The sequence below is a fragment of the Paenibacillus sp. YSY-4.3 genome (assembly GCF_054767475.1).
Map to the genome: position 1 here is coordinate 184,182 of NZ_BAABMC010000002.1, position 25,037 is coordinate 209,218.

Genomic DNA, 25,037 nt, shown 5'->3' on the forward strand with positions numbered 1-25,037 from the left:
GTTAAGCTTACTTTAGGTGTGATATTAGACTGATCATAGAATCGAAACAGCGGCAGTGCTGGACGAGAAATAAAGTCCTAGACACCGTCGCTGTTTTTAATTCCAACAGGACACCCTTATGCTAATAATGACCTATCCGCCTGCAATCATTCCCAACAAGCGTTTTAAGTTATCATCAATAAATTTATTATCTGTACTGTTGATTCCGCGGCCGGCAAAATGACCCCAGATCGACTCGATCGGATTAAAAACAGCATTAGGCATACGCTTAGCCTCGTATTCGTTATCGTCCGCCGTGCAGAAAAGATCTGTGCTTCCTGGCATGACGCAGGCCAGCGCCTTAATGCTTCTGAGCGCCTTATCGAAATCTCCGTTGTAGGCGGGGTTTGCACTAATATCTGCATTTTGGCCTGTCCATAACATGGCCAGTACATTGTGCGGATCCATCTGCATAAAGCTATTTTCCCAAACGCCAGCCATAAAATCTGCCAATGAGTCACATCCCAGCTCACGATAAAGTTCCTCTCTGTAAAACGCCTGGGATACGCCCCATCCCGCATAGACACGGCCAGCGGCGCGCATGTCTTCAGAAGTCAACTGGTTTAGTTTACTTGAATCGAAGCGGATTGCGGCCATGAGCGCAGCTTTCATTCCGTCCAAAACCACATGCGTGTGGGGCCAAGTCTTGGCAACTCCGGCGAAAGGTGCAATTCGTTCCACCATGTCGGGATAACTTGCCCCCCATTGGAAGGATTGAATGCCTCCCATGGACCATCCAACTACAAGAGCAATCTTGCGAATGTTGAATTTTTCGGTTACCAGCCGATGCTGGAATTGAACGTTGTCATAGATCGTTACCTGTGGAAAATTAGCCTTGTCGAATGGGGGCGGAGTATTCGTAGGAGACGAAGATAATCCATTGCCCAGCAGATTAGGAACGATAATGAAATATTCTCTCGGATCTAGTGCCATGCCGTTTCCAATCAACCATTCATTCTGAACATGCGTGTCGCCAAAGGCAGTTGGATAGACGATGACATTATCTTTCTTATCATTCAATGTTCCATAAGTCTTATAAGCAAGAAAGGCGCTCGGTAACGTCACTCCTGATTGCAAGGTTACGTCGCCCAACTCAAAAATATCATAATCCATCGTATTGTCTCTCCCTTCAAAAATGAAACCATATATTTAATCTTGTTGTTAGTATAGTTCCGTGATACTCTCAGTAAAAGTGAATAAAATTCACTATAGCATTCAATATTTTTGAAAGTTAAAGGAGGATCGTATGATGGAATTGCGCCAACTGATTACATTCCATACGGTGGCATCAACATTAAATTTCACTCGGGCTGCGGAAGTGCTGAACTACGTCCCCTCCAACGTTACGATGCAAATTAAAGCGTTAGAGGATGAGCTTGGTGTTCGTCTCTTTGACCGTTTGGGCAAGCAGCTCGTTCTCACAACTGAGGGGAAACGCTTTTTAACTCATATCCAAGACGTTCTAAATAAATTGGACGAAGCTCGCAGCGTCGTTCATGACAATGAAAATTTAAGCGGCACTCTAACGATAAGTGCCAATGAGGTGATTTGCGTCTATCGGCTTCCAGCTGTCTTTCAGCGATTTCGTTCGCAGCATCCGGGTGTTCGTCTGATCTTCCGCTCCGTTCCCAATCAAGAGCTCAAGCAAACACTGTTTGAGGGAGCCGCGGATGTCGTCTTTATGTTGGACGAACCTATTCGCTCGAGCGGACTTGCCGTTGAGCCGTTGGTGGAAGAAACCTTCCGCCTTTTTGCTGCTCCAGACCACCCGCTCGCGAAACGAACTGTGCTTCAGCTGGAGGATTTTCACGGAGAAGTATTCCTGACGAATGAAAAGGGTTGTCCCTATCGAACTATGTTCGACCGATCATTTGAAAAAGAGGGCATTGATAGTATTACGTATTTAGAGTTTCAAAGTGCCGAAGCCATTAAACAATGTGCCATTTCGGGAATCGGCATTGCTTTTCTTCCTGAAATAGTAGCGGAGGCCGAAGTTGAGCGGGGCGAACTTGTTGCCCTCCCATGGCAAATTCCAGACTTGCACGTGTATACACAGATGTCATGGCATAAAGATAAGTGGCTTTCACCCATCATATTATCTTTCATAGAAGCAGCAAGAGAGGTTCTCGCCATAGAAGAGGAAAACAAAACCGTTTAGCTTATTTATAGAAGAACCTCCGAAGGAAGTGATATTATGACTAGATTCTTTTAGGTTTTTTGTCGCCATTGGGCTTGTATTAGTTGGGTGTAGTCAAGATAAAACAAATGAAAAACCCTAAACCCATAAAATGGAACCCTCGGGTTGAGGTATAATTATGCTTATGCTATGCTAAAATTAGTTAAGGAGCCGTGCAGCAACACGGCTCTCCGTACACTTACCGCTTTAAAGAGCGGTCGGCTGTGCATAGGTGTTACGAACAGAAGTAGACCGCTTCCTTTGCGTGAGGGCGGTCTACTTCTTTGTGTTTTGACTAATCGCTACAACGATGGCCACCACCAGTGCCAGTAGCGCTATAATAAGCCCACCAAAACTGATCATGATCGTCAAAGCGTCTTTAATCTTCACAGGCATCACCTCCCTTCCGGGAGATTAGCCGACCGTCCTATTAAGCCAGTTCCATGTACAAGCTCCATTAAACCAAAATATGCTTATATTTACTTAGTTTCAAGCGATTAATGTGTTTATTAATCTAGCTACAATTAGAAGAATGTTAGAAGATTACTGCAACATACAAAAAACGCGACCCCGAAAACCTCGGAAGCCGCGCTGTACCTGACTTTAGCAAGATGCTGGTGAAGGGACTCGAACCCCCGAGCTACGCATTACGAGTGTGTTACCGTATGTGGACGAATCTCCTCTTTGCCTTATTCAACTAACTAGCAGTTGAACATCAAAAAAACCGATATTCCAGAAAGGAATATCGGTGTCTATTGACTTAACATTTTATTATTCAATTTCTCTTTTTCCATAATGTCCTTTACGACATCCTCAATGGTTACATTTCCAAGAGCTTTTTCCAATGCTGTTTGAGCAATAGTCAACAATGGTTCAATTGTTTTCTGAATATTCCTACCTACGGGACAATCAGGATTTGGATTTTCATGTGTACTAAACAATTCCTTTTCTTGAACAACGTTAACTGCTCTATACACATCCAGTAAAGTAATATCTGATAGATTCTTCGCTAATTCAGCCCCAGCAATACCTGGTCTCACTTTTACTAAATCTGCTTTTTTTAGCATCCCCATTATTTTTCTTATCAAAGCTGGATTTGTATTTACACTTCCTGCTAAATATTCTGAAGTGCTAACTCCATCTTTATTTATTTCAATAAGAGCCAATATATGAATTCCGACAGAAAAACGACTACTGATAGACATTTTTTCACCTACCTAAATTGGTTATACCATTATAACACACCTGTAATTAAAACTATTACAAGAGCATTCTCCCATGATAGCTTACAAAAAATATGAATAGTATGCTATTGACAAACTTTTTAGTTTGTAATTAAATTGATTACAGGTAATCAAACTGGTTACAATTAAAATTACAGGAGGACTGTAAAATGAAAATTGGAATTATCGGTGCAAGTGGTAAAGCAGGAAGCCTCGTTCTAAAAGAAGCGCTTGAAAGAGGGCATGAAGTTACTGCAATTGTTAGAGATGCATCGAAACTTGAAGATAAAAATGTTGCAGTGATTGAAAAAAATATATATGACCTAACATCTGAGGATTTGAGAATATTTGACGTAGTAGTTAATGCCTTCGGCGCGCCCCTTGGTGAAGAACAAGCACACGTCGATGCCGGACACGCTTTAATTGAAGCGCTAAAAGGTACAAATACAAGAGCTATTATCGTAGGAGGAGCTGGAAGTCTTTATGTAGACGAGGACAAAACACTTAAAGTAATGGAAACACCCGATTTTCCAGATATGTTTAAACCTACTGCTAAAGGGCAAGGACGCAACCTACAAGAACTACAAGAAACTGCTAATATTACATGGACGTTTATTAGTCCTTCCGCTATGTTTGATGCAGAAGGAAAAAGAACTGGTTCATATCAGTCTGGAAAAGACCATCTATTGGTTAATTCAAAAGGTGAAAGTTATATTAGCTATGCAGACTATGCGATTGCTGTATTGGATGAAATTGAAAATCCACAACATTTAAACCAGCGCTTTACAGTTGTTGGTGAAGCAGAATAAGTATTTGTAAAATTGATTAACGGGTAGAAGAATAGGTTTCTTCACAAAAACAGCGCGGCCCCGAAATCCTCGGAAGCCGCGCTGTACCTGACTTTAGCAAGATGCTGGTGAAGGGACTCGAACCCCCGACCTACGCATTACGAATGCGTTTTGACCGCGTTATAACTCCGCAACCTTGACGTTGCCTTAAACGGACATTCATACGATAGCCTACGCATTATACGAAGCCCTACGTGCTTCTATTATAACTTGCGATGGATATAAACGCAAAAAGGACGTTTTCCTTGCTATAATATTACATTTTATACCATCGGGTTGTGGATAGTATTTGAATTTGGAAGGGGGCTGTTGGAGGGCTTTCGAGGGGGTGCCTTGGGGGTCGCGCTTCACCGCGTTAAAGTATGACGGAGGAGCAACGCACTACTTATGCGTAGGCCCTACCGCACATACCCCCAAACCCGTGCCCCGCCTACGTTTGCAGCGTTTGGTCGCGTAGTAGCGGCGTAGGATCGGCGCGTAATCTGTATATTTATACGGAAATGGCCGTATATTCCGCATGAATCACCGCCTAACCCCCGAGTTTTCAGACGCGCGGGCAGCGGGAGCGCCGTGTTGATTATTCGCGTTAAATCCGAATTAATCCGAAAGTAAAGCGCCTGTAACTCGCATGGTTACACGTAGTCACAAGCGCAAGCATTTCGGACTCTATTCGTTTTGTAACCGTAAAATTTGTGATTACTTCTCGTCAGCTCCGTTAATCATCGCGTTCAAATCGTCAATCTCCGCGCGAATCTCATCGTCAGTCTTACGCTTAGTCTCAACGGACTCGCGCATATCCTCAACGACGGTCCGATCGGTGAGCAATCCGTATCTGCGGAAGAATAAATCGAGCGCTTTAACGGAAGGAATTCCGTTTGTTCCTCCGCGAATCAAGTGCATTAACTGAACGTAAGCTTCTGATCTCATCGCGTCAAGATTTCGCTCAGCCAAATAATTAACGTAAGCAGCGAAATGTTCCTGCGACTTCCATTCGAACAGCGTTGACCGCGCGATCCCGATCTCATCCGCGAGCTCCTGCATTGTCTTCTTCTTTCCTTCCGCGCCTAATAACTCGCCCCATTCGTTCAATACAAATAACTGCGCGGCTCTCTGCTGTTGCGGTGTTAGCTGCGCCTCTAATACTTTGCGTTGCCTACTCATTAATATCGTCCCCCTCTATAATCTTATTCGCGTCATCAATCGCAGCCTGTAGCGCAGCCGGATCGGATAACAAGCGCCCAGCCTCTTTCCGCGCGCCCATATCGCGTTTACCGTGCTGGTCGAATAGATCGTGACCTAGGCCGTCATCCTTCGTCATGAAACCGATATATATATGAAGCTTTCGCATTTCATCGCTTATGTTGATCTCATCGCTTTTCCCCGCGTCGATCATAGCGTTAATGTGATTCATCATGTCCAGCGCAGCCCTAGCGCCTAACGCATGTATACCGGTGAAGAATCCGACCGAGTGACGCAGGAGCCGCGCAATCTTTGCATACTCCGCAAGCTTGTCCGTATCAATCCGCGTAACCTGGCCGGCCGCTAGAATCGACGCGTATTTGACCGCGATTGCCCTAAACGGCTGCAGGCGCTCGACCAACGCAAGCGATAGCGGCATTTCGACGCATTGTTTACGTTCTGGCGGGTCCGGCGAAAGGCCCTGTTCAATTCGTATCTGGCGTAGTCTCTCCGTTAATGCCGCGGTATCGACGCGCAGCTCATCATTCGTCATGTGAGCCATCCGCATCTCCCCCTTCGAGCTCAGCCTCAATCGTAAACAGCGCGGTTGTAATCTCGTCATTCAGCGCCTGCAGCACGGCAAGACGCGTCTCAACGTCCGGTACCGCGCCCAACACTGCGCTGATTACTGCGGTTAGTTCCGATAATGGCTGTGCGACATCGATTGTGCATTCGATTAAATTACGTTGTTCCATTCTCGATCCCCTCCGTAAATAGAAAAGAGCCCGCGTGATTGCGAGCTCCGTGCGTATTGTTGCGTTATTTACTTAACGTGTCGACTTGCGCCTGCAGCTTCTTGATTTCCGCTTCGGCTGCGTCGATTTGCGCTTGATATTCCGCGACCTTTGCGCGAGTCTTCGCTAAGTTAGACCGGAGTATTTCGAGGCTCCCCGGAAGCTCTTCGTCCCGCGCTTCTTCTCTTGCGATGGAATCTTCTAAAACTTTGATATGTTCGTTTTCCGCGGCAATGTTGTTTTTATGCGTCAAAATATCGCCCCGCAGCTTCGCAATCCTATTCACGAGAACTAGAGCCTCTTCGCTCAGTGCGTTCCCTTCCGGTTTAGCCGTTTGATCTCCCATGGTTATCGTCTTCCCTTCAACGTTTAACGGAATCCCTGTCGCATCGGCTAGAGCGCGAACTGGTACATATGCCGAGCCGTTAATTATCGCGCCATCAGCAACTTTCGTTCCGTCTGTTTTTTGTACCGTATATGTTCCGGTTACTTTCGCGCCGACTAACGATTTTATAGAATCTGCGAGAACCGTAGTTCCTCCGAAAAGTAACGCGCCTACCATGATCCCGGCAATAAACTTTTTCATTATTTCGACCTCCCTGGTAATTCTTTCTTACTAGTATTATCGTCCATAGAGGCCGAAAGTTTCAATGAAAATATTAAACTGTGTGAGAATGCGTGAAACCGCTGTAAGACGACCATGTATGAACCTGTCCGTTTACGTCTTTGAACTGCGTGCCGTTCGGGAATCCGTGGTTATGCGATCCGCCGGTCGCACTGGTTGTCGGCTCACCTCTATTGACTTTGGTGTTCAATAAGGACGAAAGTCCGTCGATCTTCGCGGCCGTCAGCCCGTAAACACTATTCGCGCGCGAGAAATCCAGATTCCCCTGAAAGTAAATCCATCCGTTTACCGCCGCGAACATCATATCGCTAAGTGACGTGATTTGAAATATCGAATCTCCGCCGTTAATATAACCGGCTGCACTTCCGTTTGATCTCGCGAAACTAATCGCACTCATTCCGTAGGTATCGTTCGCGTTTATCGATATTCTCTCGCGGCCATTTGCATCGAACGTACGCCAGCCCCGATGATCAATTTCGACCCTAGCTCCGGAGGCGGCCGTCCGTATTAAATTACCGGTCAGCGTAGACGATTCCATCGTAGATTGCGAAATTTTCCCCGTTAACGTAATTGATCGCGCGATGACGTCCCCGTTCATTTTGACTTGGAATGGCGCGGAGCTGAACGTCGCGTGACCGGCCGCGATTCCGTTCGTATTGATCATAGTGACATTGTTACCGGTACCTATTTTCATAGATACAAAGTCTCCGAGCTGTCCGACGACGCTCTCCGCGACAATTAGCTCGGCAACTACCTTATCAAGTACATCGCGAGTTAATCGTCTAATTCCCGGCTTCTCACGAATTTTATGCTGCAGGCTTTTACGGACACCGCCCGCGTCAATCTCGTATACCGTTAAATCGCCGCCGATCCCCTCGTAACTTATTGCGCGGAAGGCATATTTCAACGCAAAATTAACGTTAAGGGTCTGTCTAAACTTCAACATGGCCGCATCCGTCGCTTGTTGAGTTCGGATTCCTCCGGCCCATATCGCGAAATCCATAGAGCTATTAAGCGTACGTTCTACGATCTCAAAGTCGTTATGGTACGGCGAAATACTGTATACAACCGTCTTGCCGCGCTCTTTATCGTAAACTGCGATTAACATGTCCGCGAATAAGCCGCCCCGGCTCTCTACTTCCGGGTGTTCAGCGGTATAATCTGCGCATTGCTTGCGTGCGATATTTTGTAGCGTTTCAAGTGTACGGTCTTCGGTTGCCTCGAACTCTTCCATAATTGAGGCGGCCAACTCCATGATACCGGAGCAAAAAATAACCATATCATCGACTTGAAACAGCTTTTTTCCCTGTTCATGCAGGCGGTACACCTTACCGTTGATCTGCGCGGATACTGCACTGTCTGCGCCTACCCACACGCGGTCATAAGTCTGGATGCAAATGACGCTGCTCATCTATCCGATCTCCCCCCTCGTATTTAAAAAGAGCCGGCGCAATTACACGCCAGCCCACTCTCCGCTCTTCAATTTCGCGACTCAATCTATTTAGTAACCGGACGGCCCGCCGAGTGACTTCGGCTTAGGCTTCTCGGTCGGATTAAATAAGTAGTCGCTACTAGCCTTCAAGTTCTCGATCGCGTCATCTACTCCCCATACCCTTCCGTCCTTATCAATAGCAACTCCGGACAGGTCCGCGAGCTTATACGCAGCGTCCAGCGCATCCGGCCGTACGCCGTGGTTCCTTGACGCGACTAAAAACTCCGCTCGCACAAGGCGCTTATTGGCAAGCTCTAAAACGTCGTCGCTCACTCTTCGTCATCCTTTCGGCCGGACTTTAGCGTCGGGTTATCGTCATCCTTGTAAATCCAGGCGACATCCTCCGCAGTCTGGCGGACGTGATCGCCCTCCTCATCGACAAATGGTTCCGGCATGTGTTCCGGGTTCGCCGCGAAGAATGTTTCCGTATCATTGATATAGCGCGCGTACTCCGATCCAAACGCCTCTTTTGCCGCGTCATTAACGATTGGACTGCGATGGATGCGCGGATCTTCTTCAAGCATTTGCGCAACCTCAAGGACTTCGCCTGCTCCGCGGAAATCTTCGCTTTGGAACGGCTTGAGCAAGTCGTCATACATTGAGCCGAGTTCCGCGCGAGTCGAAACTTTAAGGTCAGGACCGCCCTTTGCGATAGTTCCGTCGCCTGGTGCCGCCAATAACTGCGGTGCGATCTCCGCAAAGTCATCGCGTACACGTTTTGCAAGATACGGATCGTCTAATGTTTCAACGAATCCGCGCAATTTTTCAAGAGCGGACCTTTGCGACGTTGCAAACATGAGCTCCGTTTTCAGCGACCGGAAGGCGTCCTCAAATCGGCCGAGCCTTGTCGCGTCCGGCTTTCTAGGCGGTGTGTAAATTACTTTCTCGGCCTCGCGGATGGCCTTTTTGACGCTAGCAACATACTCCTGCTTCATCGTATGCGACTTTTGCAAAAACTCGATCGCGTGCTTTTGTTTTGTCTCGGCTTTGACCTCTTGTTTGCCCTCTTCGGTTAGCCGACGATCTGACTCGATCTTGGATAGTTCCGACGCAAGGTTTCTTTTATATGCCAGCATCATACCGCTTGAAGATTGCTCAATTTCGCGCGCTCTCTCTAAACTTGCCTTTGCTTTTTGATAACTCATATTTGGATTCCCCTTGTTATTTGGATTGGATTGGCTTACGGATAAAACCTTCTGGCAATTTCCGCTCTCTCTTAATGTTTCTGACGTCCAGATCACTTACGAATGGGAGATTATATTCTTGCTCGATTGGAACAACATGCTGTTTTGTTCGTCTTTCCGCGTCGCTCTCCCTATCTTCCAACTCGGCGACATCCTTACGGAGTGGTTCATATTTATCGGTTAGCTCGTAAAAATCAAGTAACGCGTTATATAATTCGCTTTTTGCCGCCGTCAATCGGTCAACGATCGGAGCAAGTTCCTTTTCGCGAATCTCCTTAACTACATTACCGTTCCAGTCGAGAGCGAGGTCGATCGCCTTAATCCGACCCTCTTTCGATTTCTCATAGATATAAGTACGCGCGGCATCGCTTAATTCTTTCGCCTCCTGGAGTGCTTTTTCTGCCTTTTCGACCGCGGTAACCGATTTTGCACGTTCTGCCGATAAGTCCGCGCTTTCCTCGAACTCCCGGCGTAAAATCTCCTGCTTATGTGCTACGGCTACGGCGAGCTTTTCTTCCGCTTCCTTTACGCTTGCTTCATGTTTAGCACGTAGTTCTGTAAATTTTACGTCTTGTGTATCGTACTTTTCTTTCAGTTCCCAATTAATCACTTATTGACCCCCTTATTTTTGGTTAATTATTGCCGTCAGAAATAGCGGCCTCACGATACGAGCTTCACGTCCTTGGCACACGGCCGGCCCCGATTATCCTCGCCAGGCTCAAAAGAAACGATATCTCCGCGCATAAAATACATCGTATCGGCCGAGTCGCTTACGTTGCTGCTGTGGAAATATACGTCCGGTTCGCCTTTAACGCGCAGGAAACCGAATCCCCTCCCGATATCAAACATTTTGACAACGCCCTGCTTAATTGACAGGTTGGTCTGCACTTTCTTGCGTTTCTCCTTTGGAGGCGCGACCGTTGATTTACCGAGGCTCGGACCAATCCGGGCAAAAACCTCCGCCATTTCCTCTCCTTTTAATCCATCCCATACTTGTGCCATATATTTACCCCCTGTTACATTTAGTTGCGATGTAAGGCGCCATCATTCGGATCGTCGCCTCACTCACGCTATCTCCGTAAATCACCGTATATTCCCGGCCAGTCTTCGTATTTTTCAACGTAACGCGGCGCTGGTGATATTCGGCCGGTTCGATTGCGATCACGACGATATAGTCGCTTTTCATTCGCGTCATCCTCTCCGACATATTTGCGTATCAAGGTATCGTCATCGGATCGACTCAGCATCGCGCCAAACCTTGCAGCGTATATCCGCCTTATTCATCGTCTGCAAAAGAACGCAACCATGATCCCTGCGAAAATATGGACAGTAACGTTTTGCGTCGTCTTGTTTCTCATTCATCCGCCAACCTCCCCCTCAGTAAAATTAGCGCATATTAGGTACCCTTTTCTGCAAATTCCCGCGATATTAGGCACGACAAAAAGCCCGGCAAGGTCTTACATCCTCCGAGTTACAAGAGCACTAAAAACACGCTAAATTTACGATAAAGGTACGCGGAACAAATGACGCGCCGACCGCTTTCTAGCGGAAGGAATCCGGTACTGACGCGCATAGATAACGCCGTTTTTCTCGTACGTCGCCATTTCCGTGAAATCCGGATACGACCGCCTGACCTTGCGCATGACTTCTACGTCCTCCGTATAACCGGCCAGAAATGCCGAATTGAGTCGCCAGATTATGTTATTCATCACGACTGCCTCCGTTCCTTACGAAGGTTGTGCGCGTGATCTCGTACGACTCCGGCCAAGTACCGGCGGCGACGGCGGCCTGCAGCGTGAATAAGACAATGCCGCGGATTTCCGGTTTAGTGACGCCCCAATTCGCGGTCGGCGAGAACCTGCGACAGGCCATCGTAGCAAGGCGCTCGACCAGTGCGTAAAACTTCGCCTCTTCCATTTTTGCGAGGTGGTGCGGTGCGTTAGATTCGCATTCTACAAAGCTGATGACTTCCGATAAGATTCCGCGATCCCCCGCGTAATGAAAGATAAACGGCTCGATTTTGAGCGGGCGCTTATTCTCCGCGTACTTAATGATTGTTATGTGGTTCTCTTGGCTAATTGTTACAGCCATGAAATTCATCCTATCAGCGGCCTAGCAGTTTTGCCGTGGATTTTTCCTGCGTGTTGCCCGAGGATGTCCGCCTCGTACGGTATTGCAATAACGCGGTGAATTATTAAAGTATAAATACAAAAATAAAAGCTCCGTCATAGCGCAAGTTTAGCTGATTCCTTAGCCCGCGTGATTGCTTCGATAATTTCATCGCCGGTGCCGAATCTCTGTGCGATCTTAATCCGCAACCCACTCGATACGTTTCTATGGCCATTTTCTACAGCACATATACACGCCTGACTCACGCCCAATTCTTTTGCGAACTCATTTTGTGTCATATCGAGTTTTGTTCTTATCCCCCGAACAGCCAATCCGTTCACATTACAAACCTCCCTTTATATTTGAAATATAACCTTATGTGAAAATAATATAGGCGAGAACTTTCGCTCTCTCCCCATCTATTAGGACACATGTCCCAGGTAAAGCTCCCCTTCCTCTTCGTCCGGTTGATATAGGTTGTAAATAACGATTGGCCCGGCCAGGGCTGCTGCATCCTCTTCCGTTCGCCACCTTTTGTGGTTGTTAGGAAAATATCCGAAGTCGGAGTCCATCGTTACCTCGGTCGGCACGCGTCTCCCTCTTTCTTGTCGCAGCTTTGCGACCGTTATCGCGTCCCCGATATCCTCCGTAACACTTTCCCCGCGCTGGCTAATTTCGAAAAGTTCCGCCGGCGAGTAGAACGGATACTCTAAGTCCTGGCGCTCGCGGTAACGTAGCAGACGCGCTTCCCCATCGTTCCGCTGCCGCCGCTTTTTGAGCGTGCCATAAGTTGCGTGACACGGATAGCGGCACACTTTCGCATTAATCCGGCGTGATCGATCGATAAACTCGCAGCCACACACTTCGCACACCTTAACGCGCCGCTGCTCGTATTCCGTTAGCTCCCCTCCAATGCACGCGAGATAATACAAACGATCGAGATATTGGCGGGCACAGCTCCCAACTTGCGGAGTCTCTTCGTCTTTGTCGGCGGCCAGTCTCGCACGATCCCGTAGCGACAACCCTTTCGCGTGATCTTCCGCCAGGACGTAATCAGCCAATCGTTCCAACCGCGACGTCTCCGCGTATGTCGGTAATCTACCGTCGCCCCCGACGTGTGTCTCGCGATAATACTCGGTTACATGGACAGCGGTTGTTTTCGCGGCCTGAATGCGTGTTTCTAGCGAGTGGCGGGCGTGGCGGCGATAATCAGCGCGCTTCGTGTTCGGATACATTTCACACGATTTGTTCAACGTGGTTCCTCCTAATTGGACGCGATTCCCGAAAACGGAGCCGGCCTTATTATCGTTCTATTCTTCTTCGAATAATCTTCTACGCGCCTCTAAATCTCTTATCCGCGAATTATGATTTTAATATACTAATCGTCCGCTAGGAATGAGTGAAACGAATGACGACGCGTAATGTTTATTCTTGTTTATTCGTTGTTGTTAATTCGTTCTTATTACTTTCCTATAAACGGATTACGACGGTTCCCGTATTCGGGGATTAAGCCACTCCGTTAACGGGAATTGGCTCCTTGTTCGGGTAAAAAAGCGGAAGATAAACCTTCTTGACGTTTCCGCTCCAGGGAAGTAATTTCGTTATCAAAAGCCCTTCAATCTCTAATATCTGACAAAGCGGCTTAATTCTATCTCCATGAATCCCCGTATCCTGGCGAATCTGTTCAACGGTCGGAAACGCCCACATATAGTAATCGTTCGATTCCGTTCCGTTTACGTACGAGTGGAAATATAACAGTAAGAATATCGCATCCCGCGCGTCTCCTTTTCGGTATTTATCGCCTAACTCACGCAAATGAACACGGAATAGGTCGTGAAGAGACGGAGAGTATCCGCCTCGTTCGCTTCCTAGTACGTTCTCTTTCTGTTTAATTGCTATCTGTGCCAGTTGCTGCAATTCGCTCATGCCGCATTCTCCTCCGTTCTATCTCAAATCTCAATTCCTTCTCGCAAAAGTTCCTTCCGAGCTTTTGTGTTCAGTGTTTCTACTAATTGTTCAAAAATATCCTTCATATTATTAAAGTCTCTTAAAAGAGACTCGAGCACCTTAGGAAGGAATGTAGTATTTAAATCAGAAATAAGTTGAGCGATTAAACCTAGATTAAAACTTATCTCTGACAAGTATCTGACTAGTTGGTCGTGTTTTGTCTTGTACCCATAAGGCACCATAGCTTGTTTTAGAGCCTCCAGCGATCTCACTACTTTTTGATGGTCGGCTTTCATTAATCGGAGCATTCCACTTTGTGTTAAATTTGACTCTTCTAGTAGCTTCGGAGCGGTGAGCATTTTCTCCGAGGCGTTGGTAATAGCCTCTACCTGACTTGTCATAAGAAACAAATATCGTGCATATTTAAGTCTGTTCAGATTAAGTAGATTCAAAATAATTTCGTTGCTTTGCATTGTTCATCGTCTCCCTTTTCGTTAATTTATAGTGAGCGGAAATTCCGCCTTACACTCTCACCAATACATCCAATGCGGAACAGCGACTTGCACACTTTTGAGGAATTATTTTCACGGCCGCTTACTCATAAAAACAACATACTCATCCACTTCCGCACATTTTTAACAAATTTTTTTTGCGTTCATCTATAAATAGGCACAAAACAAACGCGCTTTGGGACATCCCTCCGAGATTTTCCCGCTCAAAACACATACGGACGGAATCTTCACAAATTGGGACAGAAACCCGTTAAAATTTCGTTCTCATAGTATATAAGGACAGATATCTCGAAATATGGGACAGAACTTCGAATATTGATCTGCCGCCTCCCTATCCACTTACTTTATATAGGGACATAATCAACATGAAGTGGGACATTGTTCCGAAAACATTTCCGCCCCTCACTTTCCTTGTTGCCGGCCACCTTACGTCCGCACAATTTTACGGAAGTATTCGCGGCTACTTAACCATAAAAACGACGTCCGTGGCCTATCCGCACATTCAACGTAAAAAAGGGCGCCCACCTGCGCGCCCTTTCTTCGAATAAGTCGGAGGGACTGCCGAAATGTTGGCGCATCTGGCAGCCCTGTCCGTATTTCCTCCGCTCATCGACCGTTGGCGCGGCCGGCATCATCGGAATGTACCACTTACACAACTCCGGTCAATACTGACAAAAATTCGAGCGCGGACATGCCGGCGAGTTCCTGAATCGAGATTTGATTCGGTAAAACAACGTCAAACAATAGTTGGCCCGGATCAATGCTGGCGTGGACCTCCCCGTCAATTTCCACCACGCGCTCAACTACTAAGTACGTACCGGGCGCACTTAGATCGATAGAAACCGCGACCGACTCGGACAGCCTAATCCCATTCCGTGTAAGCGTCCCTACCTCGCCTACTACGTCCAGGCCATCGATAACCTCCGTTACTTTTACAAAATCCACCCGCTTACCCCTCCAATGCCGCGATTAGAACGTCAAGTTCGTTGTTCGCGGTATGAATTTTGTGGAGCGCCTTCAAACTAATGGGACTCTCCAAGCAAAGCCCTTGCGGGTCCCTGCGATCATCTTTCATCCGAAAAATAACCGCGCACTCTGCCTCAATATCGATAAGTACAACGAGGTCCTCTCGAATTACAAACGCGTCGCATCCGTCAATTTTGATCTTTTTCATCGTCTCAACCTCCGTAAATTTGAGTTAACAATCGTAAAGCTATCCAATTGCCTCCGATCGTGCGAACGTACAGACGTCCGTCGATCCGCCGACCTCCGCGATACACATAACCGCCTCCTATACCTAAAAATGGGCGTAACAAATAAGCAGCAAAAAGTAGTAGCTTTTTCTGGAAAATGGTAGTATACTTGTTTACGTCAATATATCTACATGTCAACATGTTGTGCTTCGTGTATATAGTACACCTTCTATTTCAACATGTCAACATGTTGTGCAAATAATATTTTATGGAGGGTTTACTATGTCCATTCGCTGTCGTCTTGGGGAAATTATGAAAGAAAGACGCTTAACTAATAAAGAGGTTGTCGAATTGACCGGAGTCAGCCGCAACACGATAACGTCTTTGGCTGCGAATGCTACGAAAAGAATTGACTATGATACGTTGGAAGGTTTATGCAGAGGGCTTCAAGTTACACCGGGCGATCTAATCGAGTATGTGGAGGATGAAAAATGAGGAAATTGGGATCTATTGCAGTCGGGCTGATCACAGCCTCGATATTACTCTTCCTTATTTGGAAGGCTATTCAATAACCAGCCGCCGACCGATGAGGTTTGCGGTCTTTTTCAACGCAACTAACGGCTCGTAAATAAAGGAGGAGCTTATGTCAGACGATTTGAAGGACTATCTAAAAATGAAAATTGATTATAGCAAATGGCTAATTAGCATAATAGCTATTTTGCTAGGATTTAGTTTGACAATACTCGGAAAAGATACAGATGTTATTCTATATTTTTTAATGCCCTCGGGATGGATTGCTCTGTGTTGGTGTATGTATCAATCGTTTGCGATTATCAAAATGTATTCATTTATGTATGAAGTCAGGTTGTTTCCTAATGAAGAATTATCTCCTAAATCAAAAAAATATGTTGATAAATTCCACAAAGAAATTAATCAAGCATCTGCATTACAGGCATGGAGTTTCTTTATTGGAATTGTTTCCTTGATCCTCTTTTTTCTTGCGAATTTTATCCTATAATATAAGCAAAACACTTCTGATCTCCCCACAATCACCGCCGAAATAAACGCATATAAGCGCGTCGCTGGCGAAGCCATTTTCGAAATCGGCCGACGGCTCAAATCTGTTCGCGACGCTAAATCGGACAGTTCCGATGAAAAGGAGCGCAGACTCGCGGAACAGCGCGAAGAGGCCGGCGGATGGATTCGGTGGCTTGAGGAGAGCGTTGATTTCGACCGAAGTCAGGCGCACCGATTCATAGCCGTTTTCGAAGAATTAGGTGATGTTGGTACGTACCAACGTTTCGGCCTGCGGGCCCTCTACGAAATCGCAACGCTTCCTCCCGATGAACGCATGCGAGAACATACGCTCAAATCCGGCCAATCCAAAACGGTCGACGAAATGACCGTACGGGAACTACGCGAAGTTAAGGCCGCTCTTAAAGCGGAGAGGGAGGCGCTTTTCACGTGTTTTAAACGGGAAATTAGACATTCTAGGCGCGGAGGAGTATTAACGGAAGGATACGAGGATGAAGCGGTTAGTCACGCGCAAATTATACGCAAGCTTTCGGAGACGATCCGCAGGACGAAGTAAATAAAAAAGGACTCGCGCGGGGATGCTGCGGAGTCCGGTGTGTATTTATTTTGCAAAAAATATAGTAAGAAGTGCACCCACAATCCCCCCAATAATCGCGGAGGAGGCTTCGTTTAGGTTTAATCTTCTTTGCTCAAAGGTATTTACAAATCTCAGTACTTGCTCTGTAGGAAAATCCATAAAATCATCATATTGATGTGTATTTAACTCTTTAAAAAATACAAACTCTTCACTAGAATATATTTCCTGCATAGTTCTGTTAAATATTTGTTTGAAGAATATTTCGTCACGTTCAAATTTTGATATTACATAAAACAATTCATTTAATATACTACGTACTTTAAAATACCTATTGATATTCCAAAAATGTAAATTGTGGCTCTCTAAAAGCATATCGACTAAAACTTCTATTTTAGTCCAATTAAAATTTCTACGGTTGCATACTTGTTCGAGTTCATAGTAAAATCCGAGTTCCCGAGCTATAGATAAATAAATTGATCTCTTGTTAGCTTCATAATCACTTTCATCATTCGTATTTATTTCAAAAGAATATCTGTCGTATCCTCTTTCTTCTTTTTTCAGTAATCGAATTAAAAAATCTTCCTCCTCCTGAAACTTGTAAAACATCATGAATTCCACGTGAAAAGGACTCGGCCCCATGTATTTGAAGTTTAGAATTTCAGACTTTTTATCAAGTTCCTTTGTTAAAAATTCCCTTACCACTCGGACACCGTCAGACGGTAAGCAAGTGTCTTTTGGCTCTTTTAACTCAACTATAGTAACAGGGAAGTAGTTATCATATATCATATAGACTTTAAAATATTCAGTTTCGGTTCTCGGAGATTTTCTTAATAAATCCTTTTGAACTCGATGGGGGATAAAGAGGTCGAATTCAATTCGAAAGAACACAGGGCTAGGATAAACACCGTTACGTCTGTTATATGAATTGCTGTGTGTGTCTGATTCTGCTGATTCACTAGTATATAGTCTATCCGTTGGATTGTTTCCTTTGAATGCCTGGTTATCAGATATAATAATATTATTTATATTACTGCACGTATTTAGTATCCTTCTGACTTCATCGACATATTCATTGTAAATTTTTGTTTTATCTCCTTCAAAAACACTATAAAAATGAAAACTCCCAACCCCAAAGTGTATTTTTTCCATCAGGCAACCCCCTCACGAATAACCAATTTAATATGTAGAAGATATCTTACTTATTTAGAGCACTGTAAATTTACTACTTCTGGAAGATAGAATTCTCTTTTGAATTTTTTTAGATGATATACTAGCAATGCTATCATTCCTACCACTTCCTCCGAGTTCACCTGCGACAAAAACGATGTGACGTCGACCCAGACGTGCGGTGTAAAGGTGTGGACGTCAGGGAATGCTTAAATCGGCTGCTTCGTTTTGCCGCTCCATGATTCGACCCCTTTCGCTAGCGTTACCGAAATATTACCATAATTAGCGAGAAAATGTGTGGATTTATAATCACAAAGACCTCCGCCTATAGTATGAAAGCGTCTTAAACGAAAAAAAGGCGCAAGCTCAACGGAATCTCTCCCGCGAACTTGCGCCCTCATTACGTCCTATTCGATTTTATCCGCGTCATTATTTCCGCCCGAGTCCGCGTACCCTTCCGCCAGCATATACGCGACACACGCGCCCACGGCTCCGATTACGCCCACGACCTGCAGCGTTACGGATTCGCCCGCCCCAGCCGCCAAATTATTTCGCAAATATAGACATAGCCGGTGAATACTTCGCGTGCTGACGAGCGATATCTGGCTGAAACATTTCCGCGTACAACTGCGCCATAGCAAGAGATTTATGACCCATTATTTTCATAAGAGAGACGACGTCTCCGCCATTTAAGAGATAGTTTCGAGCAAAGGTATATCTCAATGAATGGGACGAAACACGAACTCCGTCAATACCCGCCTTCGCCGCGTAGTTGGATATATCCTCTTGAATTGTACGTCTTTTGAGAGGCTGGCCTTCGACATTAACAAACAATACGTCGTGCCCCAAATCGCCACGTATACCGATATATTCATATAAATAAGCCGCAAGCATTTCGCTAAATGGAACAATGCGCTCCCTTCTACCCTTTCCAAAAACCTGAATAACTCGCTCCTCCCAAAATATATCAGGTAGTCGAACGCTGAGCGCCTCTTCGAGTCTTACGCCTGTATCCAGCAATAGGAGCATAAATACATAATTACGATAACCTGCCGGAGTTCCCTGATTTGGGATATTTAGTAATGTGCGTACCTGATCGCGGCTTAGTGTACGGAGCACCCTCTTCTCCTCAACTAATTTATCGACCGCTTCCATTGGGTTTTCCCTCAAATATCCAGAACTACATAAATAGTTGAAAAATGCACGCAAGCTTCGTATGTACTTATTGATAGTCGGAACGCTGTTGCCCTTTTCACTTCGGCCGCGGATGTACTCCTGGATATCTTCAAGAATTACTTCGGACGGTTTCAACACCTCCAACGATGATAAGAAGTTCGAAAAATCATTAAGTGTCTGCTTGTAAAATGAGAATGTCCCTTCACTTAAATTTTTCACCTTCCGTGAGAACAAAAACATATTTATTGCGGATATCATATCTAAGTCCTCTTTGGCTTCCCTTTGCTCTAAAATCATAGCTCTTCTATCTTTGTAACTCATTGCTGCCTCTCCTACCTCTATCGTTTTCTTAGACGAGCACCAAGCCGAGCTAACGGCGAATATTGCGAATGGCTATCACGTAGATTATCCTCGTTCGTCTTAACGTAGCCCTGCGTCGTCTTAACGTCCGCATGAGCGACGATCCGCTGCAGCGTGAATAGGTCGCCGCCGTTTAGCAAATAGCTCGTAATAAAGTAGTCGCGGAGTCGGTGCGGGGATACTGGCGTCTCCTTCGTATCTATGCCGGCAATCTCGGCGTATTTACGGAGTTGCTTGCGGAAATGGTCGGCCTTTAGTGGATCTCCATACACCGCGACGAATACGTAATCCGTTTCGAAAAATGCCTGTGTTTCCTCAATAAGCCGGATTAACTCCCGAATGACTGCGGCAGACAGCGGAACGATGCGCGGTTTCCGGTTCTTGTTCATCTCACCGGGCAGCCGAATACACCGCGCCGCAAAATCCAAGTGAACAGTCCGCAACCGCAGCGCCTCATTAATCCGGAGGCCAGTATCCGCGAGCAACATCATCAGCGTTTTATTACGAAAGCCTACGTACGTACTCGTATCTGGCGCGTCAAGGAGGGCCGCAAGCTGCTCGTCCGTGAATATCGTTTTATCCTCGACGTCTGCCCGTGGCGGCTTTATCTTCTCCGTTGGGTTACCGTCGATTAGCCCCTCGTCCTCCCAAAAAGCACACATTGTTTGCAAAGCCCGCAGCCGCGACTTTATCGTTGCCGGCGATAGCTTCCGATCGTCCTTTTTCCGATATTTATCGTTGCCGTAACGCTTATGATTAAACGTCATATACTCGACATACTCGCGGATAATACCGATTGTTAAGTCTGCGGCCTCGATAATGTCCGGATGTGTATCCGTTAACCATTCGCGGAAATACCGCCAGTAGCTTTTATAATCCGCGAGAGTACGATCCCGAACCTTCTCCGCCCTTTTCGCGCTGTAGAATACGTCGAACGCGAGGTCGAGCGTTATCGATTTTGACTCCTTCGTCTTGGACACGCGTTTCATATCGATTCGTTTTTTACCTTTGCGTGGATCAATCGCCATAATAAAAAGCCTCCCTACCTTATCGTAGAGGGCTTCGTATGAGTACCGACGTTCATCCGTTTTCGCGTCCGGAATGCGTAGCCCTTGCGCTAGCCTTACCGTGACATTCAACGTTGATATTGCGGAGTTTATGCGGGAAGATGCTGGTGAAGGGACTCGAACCCCCGACCTACGCATTACGAATGCGTTGCTCTACCAACTGAGCTACACCAGCACATTCACTAATTAACTTGAAACAAAAAATATTATAACTCGATCTGAAAATTTTGCAAGCCCTTAAAATTAGGAATTTACTGGAGCTTATCTTGAACCGAGCGCAGCTTCTGCTCAGAGGAGCTCTCTTTGTCACGCCGGTCGTCAATCTTGATCGAGGTGGACACCCGCTGGGCCCCGGATTGAAACGGCGATTCATGAATAGCACGAATCGCTGCGAATACACGATCCAACGGCCCTTCAATAATCGTGCTCATCGAGGTCAGCGTATAACGGATACCTTCCTGCTTCTCCAATACCCGCTGCAGCTCGGCTACGTATGGGCTTAAGCTGGTCGATCCCGTCCCGATAGGAATCACCGTTACCTCTGCAATCGCCATACTGCTCCCTCCTTCTTATAATAACGTTCCATACTTTTTAAATAACATTCATACTGCCTCTTATTGTAACAATTTCTCCCCCTTCTTTTCAAATAAGCCGACGCGGCTATAACCTTCAGCCACCTTACCATGATCTGGATGGAGGAATTAAGTTCAGGCCTCTCCCGCACCTGGAAGAGACCCTGCACCTTGCCTCGTACTAATCTTCGCTCGCTTACGCCATTTCCCCGAGCTCCCGTAAATCCCCGCTGTTCTCTTCGGAAACGGCCAATTCCTTCTTCAACAGCGCCTTGATCACATTCGCGGACTTCACCTTCGTATGGAGGCATGGCGAAACTTCAATCTGATACGCCCCCCGCCGGATCAGGTCCCGCAGTTCCTCCGCCGTCCCCGCTTCCTCGTCAAAGCTATTAACGATGCTGCCGTACTGCATAAATTGATGCGTATCGCTTCCCCCGACGACAGGACGCCCCAGGCGTTGCGCAAATTCATCGATTTGAGCGCGATAGGCCTCCAAGCCTTGCGCATAAATATCTTTGCCGTTCAGGTCAAAAGCGTCCAGCCTCCCCAGCAGCTCATCCGGCAAATGATGCAGCGGCGTTCCTCGTCGGAACGGATGCGCCCCGATGCGCAGAAATCCTTGTTCCTCGCTCCAGTCCAGCAGCGACTGGAAGTCGATAAACCGCCCCTTCTCCGTATAAGGTTCCAGGCGCTGCCTCAAAGCCAATATCCGGTCCCGGTCGCCAATAATCAGAATATGCCCGGTTTCTTGAATATCCACTTCGATGCCGGGAAATACCTTCATCCCCTCGGCCAAATAGTAGCCTTGCTCATAGGGGTAGTGCCGGTCCAGTACCTGATAAATATCCTCGTACCGCCAGGTGTTGAAATGCTCCGTCATCGCGACGGCATCCAGGCCGTTTTTTCCTGCCTCGGCCATCATTTCCTTGAAATAAGCGTGACTAAAAGCTGTTTTCTTGGCAAGCTTGACATGGGTATGCAAATCTATTTTCATCCGCTTCTCCTTCACTTTTTAATAATAAACTACCCGCATAATTCATCTATATGGTAATTTGAGCTGCAAGGACATGAAGCAGTACAACGTACAATCCCGAGCCAAGCAAAAACACAGCATCGCGGACGGTAAATTTCATGTAAGACAGCTTGATTCGTTTGGCCTCCGGGGAATGATAGGCGTACGAGAAGCCTTTGGCTTCCAGCGCTTCCACCGTAGTGCGCGTGCGTTTGGCAATGCTTAGAATTAATGGGTAAAAAGACAGCACCGCTATTTTCAAAAAGTAGACGATACTTCTCCAGTACAGCAGCCCATGCCTCCTCGGTGCAACACCCCGAAGCCGGAAAGACAGAAAAATATGATGATATTCCTCCACCAGGCTTGGTAGCGTCCGGTAGCCGTAGGCGATGCCAAATGACACCTGCTTAGGGACGCCGATGCGGAGCAGTCCGTCGCTCAGCTTCTCGGGGTCCATCGAGCAAAATACGGTGATGCTGGCCATCGAAATGACTGACAGCTTCATCGTCAGCTTCAATAGAGGGAATATCGTCTCTCCGCCCCCGCCGAACAGCCAGGATACGATGAACAAATATCCCGCCTGGCTTAATAAACCAAGACAAAGTATGCATATAATCAACGGACTTACTCGCGACATTATTGTCGTGAAGACCAAGAGCAGGAACATGCCAAGCAGCAGTACCTCGTTGTGAATGAACCAGGGAGCGATGCCGAAATACAAATACCAGAAGAACAGCGTTCGCGGATCCAGCCTGGCCAAAAACGTATTGCCGTTGCCGTAGGCCGTATTGAGCAGTTCAATTTTAACTCCTTCTACGGACACACGGTCCATCAGTTTACGAACATACTCCATGCCTTGCCGCCCCCTTCCTTGATTCGTTCCAACGCTGCACAAATTCGTCTACCGTATAACTAAGCGGCGCCATCCCCAGCCTGCGGCTGAGCTCCAAAATCTGCGGCGCCCGCAGCCCGGCTTGCTCCAGCAGTCCGGCATCGCCGAATACCGATTCCCGCGTACCGTCGCGGATAATATCACCCTGATGCATCACGATGATCCGGTTCGCCCATTCCGCCACCAGCTGCATGTCGTGGGTTGCCACAATGACGGTCTCCACATGACGATTCAGTTGCTGCAGCAGGCGCGTGATGTCTTTGCGGGTCGCGATATCAAGGTTCGCCGTCGGCTCGTCGAGCAGAATCACCGAGGGGTTCATCGCCACCCCGATTGCCAGCGAGGCGCGCCGCTGCTGGCCGCCGCTGAGCAGCCGACCGTCCCGATGCTGCAGCCCGGTCAACCCGAAGCTCTCCAGAATGGCATCTACCTTGGCCTGATATCCGTCCACGCGGCGCGCCTTGAGAAAGAACTCCACATCCTTGCGGATCGAATCCTCAATGAACATTTCCTCGGGATTTTGGTAAATATAAGTCACTGTATTCGCGAGCTGCTCGGGCGTCGTTGCAGCCGTGTCCATTCCTTTGACGACGATCCGGCCGCTTTCAGGTTTTGTTACCCCGGTGATCAGCCGCATGAAGGAGGATTTCCCTGCCCCGTTATTACCAACGAGGGCCACCAGATCCCCTGTTCTAAACGTTACGCTGACATCCCGAAGCACATTCTTTCGTTCCCGGCTCACCGTCCGGTAGGAAAAACGGACATGCTTGGCTTCAATGATCGGGTCAGCGTCTGGGTTATCGTCAGTATTAGCTTGAGTAATACCAGCATCAGCATCGAAATCAGCAGTGATTCTGACCATCCCGCCGGGCTCCTCCTGGGGTTCCAGCTGCTGCAGCCGCTGAAAGTAAGCTGCGGCCTCGTCAAGCGTAATCGGGTACGGTGCGGGATGCGGCGAACCCAGGTTGAACCGACCAAGGCTAGGCCAACTACCGTCCATCCCAGCAGAATCCCGTTCCCAGGCTTTTGCGATCTCGGCGGCGGCCTGGGTAACCTGAGGCGGATAAATGTGGCTGAACCGCAGCTGCTCCAGCTCCACAAGCGCCTCCTCTACCGGCTTCGACCATACGGCCCGGCCTTGATCCATCAGCACGACCTGCCTGCAATACTCAGCAATAAACTCCGTATGATGCTCGATAACGATGATCGTTTTGCTATGCTGCTCGTTCAGGTGGCGCAGCAAATCGTAGATCTCCCTGGCATGGCAAGGATCAAGCTGGGCCACGGGCTCATCGATGATCAGGATATCCGGATCCAGCGAGATTGCTCCGGCAAGTGCCAACTGGTGCTTCTGCCCCCCGCTTAATTGCCAGATGAACTCTTTCGGATCCACCGTTAGATCCACCAAACGCAATGCCCGCAGCCCGCGCTCCCGATAATCCTCGAACCCGTAATTCAGCGGAGCAAAGCTGGCGTCGTCCAGCACCGTAGGACGGATAAGCTGATTCTCGAAATCCTGGTAGACGTAACCGACATGGCGCGACAAACGGGCAACATCATGCTCCAAAGTCTGCAGCCCGTTCACACGTACGCTCCCCTCAAAATCCCCGACATAATAGTGGGGAATCAATCCGTTCAGCGTCTTGCACAGCGTCGATTTCCCGCTCCCGTTGCCGCCGATGACGGCTACGAAATCACCGCGCTTAATCTGCAATGACACCCCGTTAAGCACCGGATCCTCCGCGCCCGGGTATGTAAAAGTCACGTTATCGATCGATACGATCCAATCGGGCTCTGCTGTCTCCGCCTCCTGCAATAGAGTCCTGTCTTGATACATGCCCTAACCTCCACTATA

General features: G+C 47.3%; 35 protein-coding genes, 2 tRNA genes and 1 pseudogene. 6 read left to right on the top strand and 32 right to left on the bottom strand.

All coding sequences use genetic code 11. From position 1 onward, the window contains the following. Positions 1 to 132: 132 nt before the first annotated feature. Positions 133 to 1,152 (bottom strand): alpha/beta fold hydrolase, encoded by a 1,020-nt coding sequence (locus ACYUJT_RS07725; protein ID WP_460320202.1) that lies wholly within the window; start codon positions 1,150 to 1,152, stop codon positions 133 to 135. A 136-nt stretch (positions 1,153 to 1,288) separates the two neighbouring features. On the opposite strand from ACYUJT_RS07725, the gene ACYUJT_RS07730 reads away from it, so the two are divergent. After that, a complete protein-coding gene (locus tag ACYUJT_RS07730; RefSeq protein ID WP_460320205.1) occupies positions 1,289 to 2,197 on the top strand; it encodes a LysR family transcriptional regulator in 909 nt (302 codons plus the stop codon). Positions 2,198 to 2,491: 294 nt separating this feature from the next. Here ACYUJT_RS07730 and ACYUJT_RS07735 read toward each other — a convergent pair whose 3' ends face one another. Then, on the bottom strand, positions 2,492 to 2,605 hold the full coding sequence (locus ACYUJT_RS07735) for a putative holin-like toxin (RefSeq protein WP_460320208.1): 114 nt from the start codon (positions 2,603 to 2,605) through the stop codon (positions 2,492 to 2,494). A 362-nt stretch (positions 2,606 to 2,967) separates the two neighbouring features. Further along, positions 2,968 to 3,420 (bottom strand): Rrf2 family transcriptional regulator, encoded by a 453-nt coding sequence (locus ACYUJT_RS07740; protein ID WP_460320210.1) that lies wholly within the window; start codon positions 3,418 to 3,420, stop codon positions 2,968 to 2,970. 188 nt (positions 3,421 to 3,608) lie between these two features. Between ACYUJT_RS07740 and ACYUJT_RS07745 the strand changes: the two genes are divergently transcribed. Then, complete coding sequence (locus ACYUJT_RS07745; protein WP_460320212.1) at positions 3,609 to 4,247, top strand: NAD(P)-dependent oxidoreductase; 639 nt, start codon at positions 3,609 to 3,611, stop codon at positions 4,245 to 4,247. A 105-nt stretch (positions 4,248 to 4,352) separates the two neighbouring features. On the opposite strand, the gene ACYUJT_RS07750 is transcribed toward ACYUJT_RS07745, so the two are convergent. The 20 genes from ACYUJT_RS07750 to ACYUJT_RS07845 form a co-directional block, all read right to left on the bottom strand. Next, positions 4,353 to 4,421 (bottom strand) — tRNA-Thr (locus tag ACYUJT_RS07750). Between the two features lie 561 nt (positions 4,422 to 4,982). Further along, the gene (locus ACYUJT_RS07755; RefSeq protein ID WP_460320214.1) at positions 4,983 to 5,447 is read right to left on the bottom strand and encodes a phBC6A51 family helix-turn-helix protein; all 465 of its coding nucleotides are present in this window, start codon (positions 5,445 to 5,447) and stop codon (positions 4,983 to 4,985) included. Then, complete coding sequence (locus ACYUJT_RS07760; protein WP_460320216.1) at positions 5,440 to 6,027, bottom strand: hypothetical protein; 588 nt, start codon at positions 6,025 to 6,027, stop codon at positions 5,440 to 5,442. The genes ACYUJT_RS07755 and ACYUJT_RS07760 overlap by 8 nt, the downstream gene beginning before the upstream one ends. Continuing rightward, positions 6,008 to 6,220: a hypothetical protein gene (locus ACYUJT_RS07765; RefSeq protein WP_460320218.1), complete on the bottom strand. Its 213-nt coding sequence runs from the start codon at positions 6,218 to 6,220 to the stop codon at positions 6,008 to 6,010. The genes ACYUJT_RS07760 and ACYUJT_RS07765 overlap by 20 nt, the downstream gene beginning before the upstream one ends. A 64-nt stretch (positions 6,221 to 6,284) precedes the next feature. Continuing rightward, positions 6,285 to 6,845 carry a hypothetical protein gene (locus tag ACYUJT_RS07770; RefSeq protein WP_460320221.1) on the bottom strand — a complete coding sequence of 187 codons (561 nt, stop codon included), beginning with the start codon at positions 6,843 to 6,845 and terminating at the stop codon, positions 6,285 to 6,287. 73 nt (positions 6,846 to 6,918) lie between these two features. Beyond that, complete coding sequence (locus ACYUJT_RS07775) at positions 6,919 to 8,295, bottom strand: Ntn hydrolase family protein (protein WP_460320223.1); 1,377 nt, start codon at positions 8,293 to 8,295, stop codon at positions 6,919 to 6,921. Between the two features lie 90 nt (positions 8,296 to 8,385). Next, the gene (locus ACYUJT_RS07780) at positions 8,386 to 8,649 is read right to left on the bottom strand and encodes a phage scaffolding protein (protein ID WP_460320225.1); all 264 of its coding nucleotides are present in this window, start codon (positions 8,647 to 8,649) and stop codon (positions 8,386 to 8,388) included. Next, positions 8,646 to 9,521 (bottom strand): hypothetical protein, encoded by an 876-nt coding sequence (locus ACYUJT_RS07785; protein WP_460320228.1) that lies wholly within the window; start codon positions 9,519 to 9,521, stop codon positions 8,646 to 8,648. Before ACYUJT_RS07785 ends, ACYUJT_RS07780 begins: the two co-directional genes overlap by 4 nt. 16 nt (positions 9,522 to 9,537) lie before the next feature. Beyond that, the gene (locus tag ACYUJT_RS07790; protein ID WP_460320231.1) at positions 9,538 to 10,170 is read right to left on the bottom strand and encodes a hypothetical protein; all 633 of its coding nucleotides are present in this window, start codon (positions 10,168 to 10,170) and stop codon (positions 9,538 to 9,540) included. A 50-nt stretch (positions 10,171 to 10,220) separates the two neighbouring features. Beyond that, a complete protein-coding gene (locus ACYUJT_RS07795; protein WP_460320234.1) occupies positions 10,221 to 10,562 on the bottom strand; it encodes a cold-shock protein in 342 nt (113 codons plus the stop codon). A gap of 4 nt (positions 10,563 to 10,566) precedes the next feature. Beyond that, on the bottom strand, positions 10,567 to 10,755 hold the full coding sequence (locus ACYUJT_RS07800; RefSeq protein ID WP_460320237.1) for a hypothetical protein: 189 nt from the start codon (positions 10,753 to 10,755) through the stop codon (positions 10,567 to 10,569). 32 nt (positions 10,756 to 10,787) lie between these two features. Continuing rightward, a complete protein-coding gene (locus ACYUJT_RS07805; RefSeq protein ID WP_460320239.1) occupies positions 10,788 to 10,922 on the bottom strand; it encodes a hypothetical protein in 135 nt (44 codons plus the stop codon). A gap of 137 nt (positions 10,923 to 11,059) precedes the next feature. Then, entirely contained in the window at positions 11,060 to 11,269 is a 210-nt protein-coding gene (locus ACYUJT_RS07810) for a hypothetical protein (protein ID WP_460320242.1), read from the bottom strand. Continuing rightward, positions 11,262 to 11,651, bottom strand: coding sequence for a hypothetical protein (locus tag ACYUJT_RS07815; protein ID WP_460320245.1), 390 nt, complete (start codon positions 11,649 to 11,651; stop codon positions 11,262 to 11,264). The genes ACYUJT_RS07810 and ACYUJT_RS07815 overlap by 8 nt, the downstream gene beginning before the upstream one ends. Positions 11,652 to 11,785: 134 nt before the next feature. Next, positions 11,786 to 12,010 carry a helix-turn-helix transcriptional regulator gene (locus ACYUJT_RS07820; protein ID WP_460320248.1) on the bottom strand — a complete coding sequence of 75 codons (225 nt, stop codon included), beginning with the start codon at positions 12,008 to 12,010 and terminating at the stop codon, positions 11,786 to 11,788. Between the two features lie 81 nt (positions 12,011 to 12,091). After that, positions 12,092 to 12,922: a hypothetical protein gene (locus ACYUJT_RS07825; RefSeq protein ID WP_460320250.1), complete on the bottom strand. Its 831-nt coding sequence runs from the start codon at positions 12,920 to 12,922 to the stop codon at positions 12,092 to 12,094. Positions 12,923 to 13,175: 253 nt separating this feature from the next. After that, positions 13,176 to 13,595 carry a hypothetical protein gene (locus ACYUJT_RS07830; protein ID WP_460320253.1) on the bottom strand — a complete coding sequence of 140 codons (420 nt, stop codon included), beginning with the start codon at positions 13,593 to 13,595 and terminating at the stop codon, positions 13,176 to 13,178. 23 nt (positions 13,596 to 13,618) lie between these two features. Continuing rightward, a complete protein-coding gene (locus ACYUJT_RS07835) occupies positions 13,619 to 14,089 on the bottom strand; it encodes a hypothetical protein (protein WP_460320256.1) in 471 nt (156 codons plus the stop codon). A 687-nt stretch (positions 14,090 to 14,776) separates the two neighbouring features. After that, positions 14,777 to 15,073 carry a hypothetical protein gene (locus ACYUJT_RS07840; protein ID WP_460320259.1) on the bottom strand — a complete coding sequence of 99 codons (297 nt, stop codon included), beginning with the start codon at positions 15,071 to 15,073 and terminating at the stop codon, positions 14,777 to 14,779. A 4-nt stretch (positions 15,074 to 15,077) separates the two neighbouring features. Next, a complete protein-coding gene (locus tag ACYUJT_RS07845; protein WP_460320261.1) occupies positions 15,078 to 15,302 on the bottom strand; it encodes a hypothetical protein in 225 nt (74 codons plus the stop codon). A 301-nt stretch (positions 15,303 to 15,603) separates the two neighbouring features. On the opposite strand from ACYUJT_RS07845, the gene ACYUJT_RS07850 reads away from it, so the two are divergent. The 4 genes and pseudogenes from ACYUJT_RS07850 (at position 15,604) to ACYUJT_RS07865 (ending at position 16,912) form a co-directional block, all read left to right on the top strand. Continuing rightward, entirely contained in the window at positions 15,604 to 15,816 is a 213-nt protein-coding gene (locus tag ACYUJT_RS07850) for a helix-turn-helix domain-containing protein (protein WP_460320264.1), read from the top strand. Positions 15,817 to 15,964: 148 nt separating this feature from the next. Further along, positions 15,965 to 16,339, top strand: coding sequence for a hypothetical protein (locus ACYUJT_RS07855; RefSeq protein WP_460320267.1), 375 nt, complete (start codon positions 15,965 to 15,967; stop codon positions 16,337 to 16,339). An 84-nt stretch (positions 16,340 to 16,423) separates the two neighbouring features. Beyond that, a pseudogene (locus ACYUJT_RS07860) lies at positions 16,424 to 16,597 on the top strand (DUF3102 domain-containing protein); the annotation flags it as partial. A 75-nt stretch (positions 16,598 to 16,672) separates the two neighbouring features. Next, on the top strand, positions 16,673 to 16,912 hold the full coding sequence (locus ACYUJT_RS07865) for a hypothetical protein (RefSeq protein WP_460320269.1): 240 nt from the start codon (positions 16,673 to 16,675) through the stop codon (positions 16,910 to 16,912). A gap of 45 nt (positions 16,913 to 16,957) precedes the next feature. Here ACYUJT_RS07865 and ACYUJT_RS07870 read toward each other — a convergent pair whose 3' ends face one another. The 9 genes from ACYUJT_RS07870 to ACYUJT_RS07910 all read right to left on the bottom strand — a co-directional run bounded on the left by ACYUJT_RS07870 (position 16,958) and on the right by ACYUJT_RS07910 (position 25,019). After that, a complete protein-coding gene (locus ACYUJT_RS07870; RefSeq protein WP_460320271.1) occupies positions 16,958 to 18,082 on the bottom strand; it encodes a hypothetical protein in 1,125 nt (374 codons plus the stop codon). A gap of 425 nt (positions 18,083 to 18,507) precedes the next feature. Beyond that, entirely contained in the window at positions 18,508 to 18,657 is a 150-nt protein-coding gene (locus tag ACYUJT_RS07875; protein ID WP_460320274.1) for a hypothetical protein, read from the bottom strand. Further along, entirely contained in the window at positions 18,647 to 19,597 is a 951-nt protein-coding gene (locus ACYUJT_RS07880) for a tyrosine-type recombinase/integrase (protein WP_460320276.1), read from the bottom strand. The genes ACYUJT_RS07875 and ACYUJT_RS07880 overlap by 11 nt, the downstream gene beginning before the upstream one ends. 17 nt (positions 19,598 to 19,614) lie before the next feature. Then, positions 19,615 to 20,664 (bottom strand): tyrosine-type recombinase/integrase, encoded by a 1,050-nt coding sequence (locus tag ACYUJT_RS07885; protein WP_460320278.1) that lies wholly within the window; start codon positions 20,662 to 20,664, stop codon positions 19,615 to 19,617. Positions 20,665 to 20,805: 141 nt separating this feature from the next. Beyond that, positions 20,806 to 20,878: transfer RNA gene (locus ACYUJT_RS07890), tRNA-Thr, on the bottom strand. A gap of 76 nt (positions 20,879 to 20,954) precedes the next feature. Then, positions 20,955 to 21,257, bottom strand: coding sequence for an MTH1187 family thiamine-binding protein (locus ACYUJT_RS07895; protein ID WP_460320280.1), 303 nt, complete (start codon positions 21,255 to 21,257; stop codon positions 20,955 to 20,957). 214 nt (positions 21,258 to 21,471) lie between these two features. Further along, a complete protein-coding gene (locus ACYUJT_RS07900) occupies positions 21,472 to 22,272 on the bottom strand; it encodes a PHP domain-containing protein (RefSeq protein ID WP_460320282.1) in 801 nt (266 codons plus the stop codon). Between the two features lie 46 nt (positions 22,273 to 22,318). Next, positions 22,319 to 23,143 carry an energy-coupling factor transporter transmembrane component T family protein gene (locus tag ACYUJT_RS07905; RefSeq protein WP_460320284.1) on the bottom strand — a complete coding sequence of 275 codons (825 nt, stop codon included), beginning with the start codon at positions 23,141 to 23,143 and terminating at the stop codon, positions 22,319 to 22,321. Then, a complete protein-coding gene (locus ACYUJT_RS07910) occupies positions 23,127 to 25,019 on the bottom strand; it encodes an ABC transporter ATP-binding protein (RefSeq protein ID WP_460320286.1) in 1,893 nt (630 codons plus the stop codon). Before ACYUJT_RS07910 ends, ACYUJT_RS07905 begins: the two co-directional genes overlap by 17 nt. Between the last annotated feature and the right edge of the window lie 18 nt (positions 25,020 to 25,037).

Bases quoted from the DNA above. Each gene is read 5' to 3' on its own strand.
- ACYUJT_RS07725 (WP_460320202.1), bottom strand. From the start codon at position 1,152: ATGGATTATGATATTTTTGAGTTGGGCGACGTAACCTTGCAATCAGGA.
- ACYUJT_RS07730 (WP_460320205.1), top strand. From the start codon at position 1,289: ATGGAATTGCGCCAACTGATTACATTCCATACGGTGGCATCAACATTA.
- ACYUJT_RS07740 (WP_460320210.1), bottom strand. From the start codon at position 3,420: ATGTCTATCAGTAGTCGTTTTTCTGTCGGAATTCATATATTGGCTCTT.
- ACYUJT_RS07745 (WP_460320212.1), top strand. From the start codon at position 3,609: ATGAAAATTGGAATTATCGGTGCAAGTGGTAAAGCAGGAAGCCTCGTT.
- ACYUJT_RS07755 (WP_460320214.1), bottom strand. From the start codon at position 5,447: ATGAGTAGGCAACGCAAAGTATTAGAGGCGCAGCTAACACCGCAACAG.
- ACYUJT_RS07760 (WP_460320216.1), bottom strand. From the start codon at position 6,027: ATGGCTCACATGACGAATGATGAGCTGCGCGTCGATACCGCGGCATTA.
- ACYUJT_RS07765 (WP_460320218.1), bottom strand. From the start codon at position 6,220: ATGGAACAACGTAATTTAATCGAATGCACAATCGATGTCGCACAGCCA.
- ACYUJT_RS07770 (WP_460320221.1), bottom strand. From the start codon at position 6,845: ATGAAAAAGTTTATTGCCGGGATCATGGTAGGCGCGTTACTTTTCGGA.
- ACYUJT_RS07775 (WP_460320223.1), bottom strand. From the start codon at position 8,295: ATGAGCAGCGTCATTTGCATCCAGACTTATGACCGCGTGTGGGTAGGC.
- ACYUJT_RS07785 (WP_460320228.1), bottom strand. From the start codon at position 9,521: ATGAGTTATCAAAAAGCAAAGGCAAGTTTAGAGAGAGCGCGCGAAATT.
- ACYUJT_RS07795 (WP_460320234.1), bottom strand. From the start codon at position 10,562: ATGGCACAAGTATGGGATGGATTAAAAGGAGAGGAAATGGCGGAGGTT.
- ACYUJT_RS07800 (WP_460320237.1), bottom strand. From the start codon at position 10,755: ATGACGCGAATGAAAAGCGACTATATCGTCGTGATCGCAATCGAACCG.
- ACYUJT_RS07805 (WP_460320239.1), bottom strand. From the start codon at position 10,922: ATGAATGAGAAACAAGACGACGCAAAACGTTACTGTCCATATTTTCGC.
- ACYUJT_RS07810 (WP_460320242.1), bottom strand. From the start codon at position 11,269: ATGAATAACATAATCTGGCGACTCAATTCGGCATTTCTGGCCGGTTAT.
- ACYUJT_RS07815 (WP_460320245.1), bottom strand. From the start codon at position 11,651: ATGGCTGTAACAATTAGCCAAGAGAACCACATAACAATCATTAAGTAC.
- ACYUJT_RS07830 (WP_460320253.1), bottom strand. From the start codon at position 13,595: ATGAGCGAATTGCAGCAACTGGCACAGATAGCAATTAAACAGAAAGAG.
- ACYUJT_RS07835 (WP_460320256.1), bottom strand. From the start codon at position 14,089: ATGCAAAGCAACGAAATTATTTTGAATCTACTTAATCTGAACAGACTT.
- ACYUJT_RS07845 (WP_460320261.1), bottom strand. From the start codon at position 15,302: ATGAAAAAGATCAAAATTGACGGATGCGACGCGTTTGTAATTCGAGAG.
- ACYUJT_RS07850 (WP_460320264.1), top strand. From the start codon at position 15,604: ATGTCCATTCGCTGTCGTCTTGGGGAAATTATGAAAGAAAGACGCTTA.
- ACYUJT_RS07855 (WP_460320267.1), top strand. From the start codon at position 15,965: ATGTCAGACGATTTGAAGGACTATCTAAAAATGAAAATTGATTATAGC.
- ACYUJT_RS07865 (WP_460320269.1), top strand. From the start codon at position 16,673: ATGCGAGAACATACGCTCAAATCCGGCCAATCCAAAACGGTCGACGAA.
- ACYUJT_RS07870 (WP_460320271.1), bottom strand. From the start codon at position 18,082: ATGGAAAAAATACACTTTGGGGTTGGGAGTTTTCATTTTTATAGTGTT.
- ACYUJT_RS07880 (WP_460320276.1), bottom strand. From the start codon at position 19,597: ATGAGTTACAAAGATAGAAGAGCTATGATTTTAGAGCAAAGGGAAGCC.
- ACYUJT_RS07885 (WP_460320278.1), bottom strand. From the start codon at position 20,664: ATGGCGATTGATCCACGCAAAGGTAAAAAACGAATCGATATGAAACGC.
- ACYUJT_RS07895 (WP_460320280.1), bottom strand. From the start codon at position 21,257: ATGGCGATTGCAGAGGTAACGGTGATTCCTATCGGGACGGGATCGACC.
- ACYUJT_RS07900 (WP_460320282.1), bottom strand. From the start codon at position 22,272: ATGAAAATAGATTTGCATACCCATGTCAAGCTTGCCAAGAAAACAGCT.
- ACYUJT_RS07905 (WP_460320284.1), bottom strand. From the start codon at position 23,143: ATGGAGTATGTTCGTAAACTGATGGACCGTGTGTCCGTAGAAGGAGTT.
- ACYUJT_RS07910 (WP_460320286.1), bottom strand. From the start codon at position 25,019: ATGTATCAAGACAGGACTCTATTGCAGGAGGCGGAGACAGCAGAGCCC.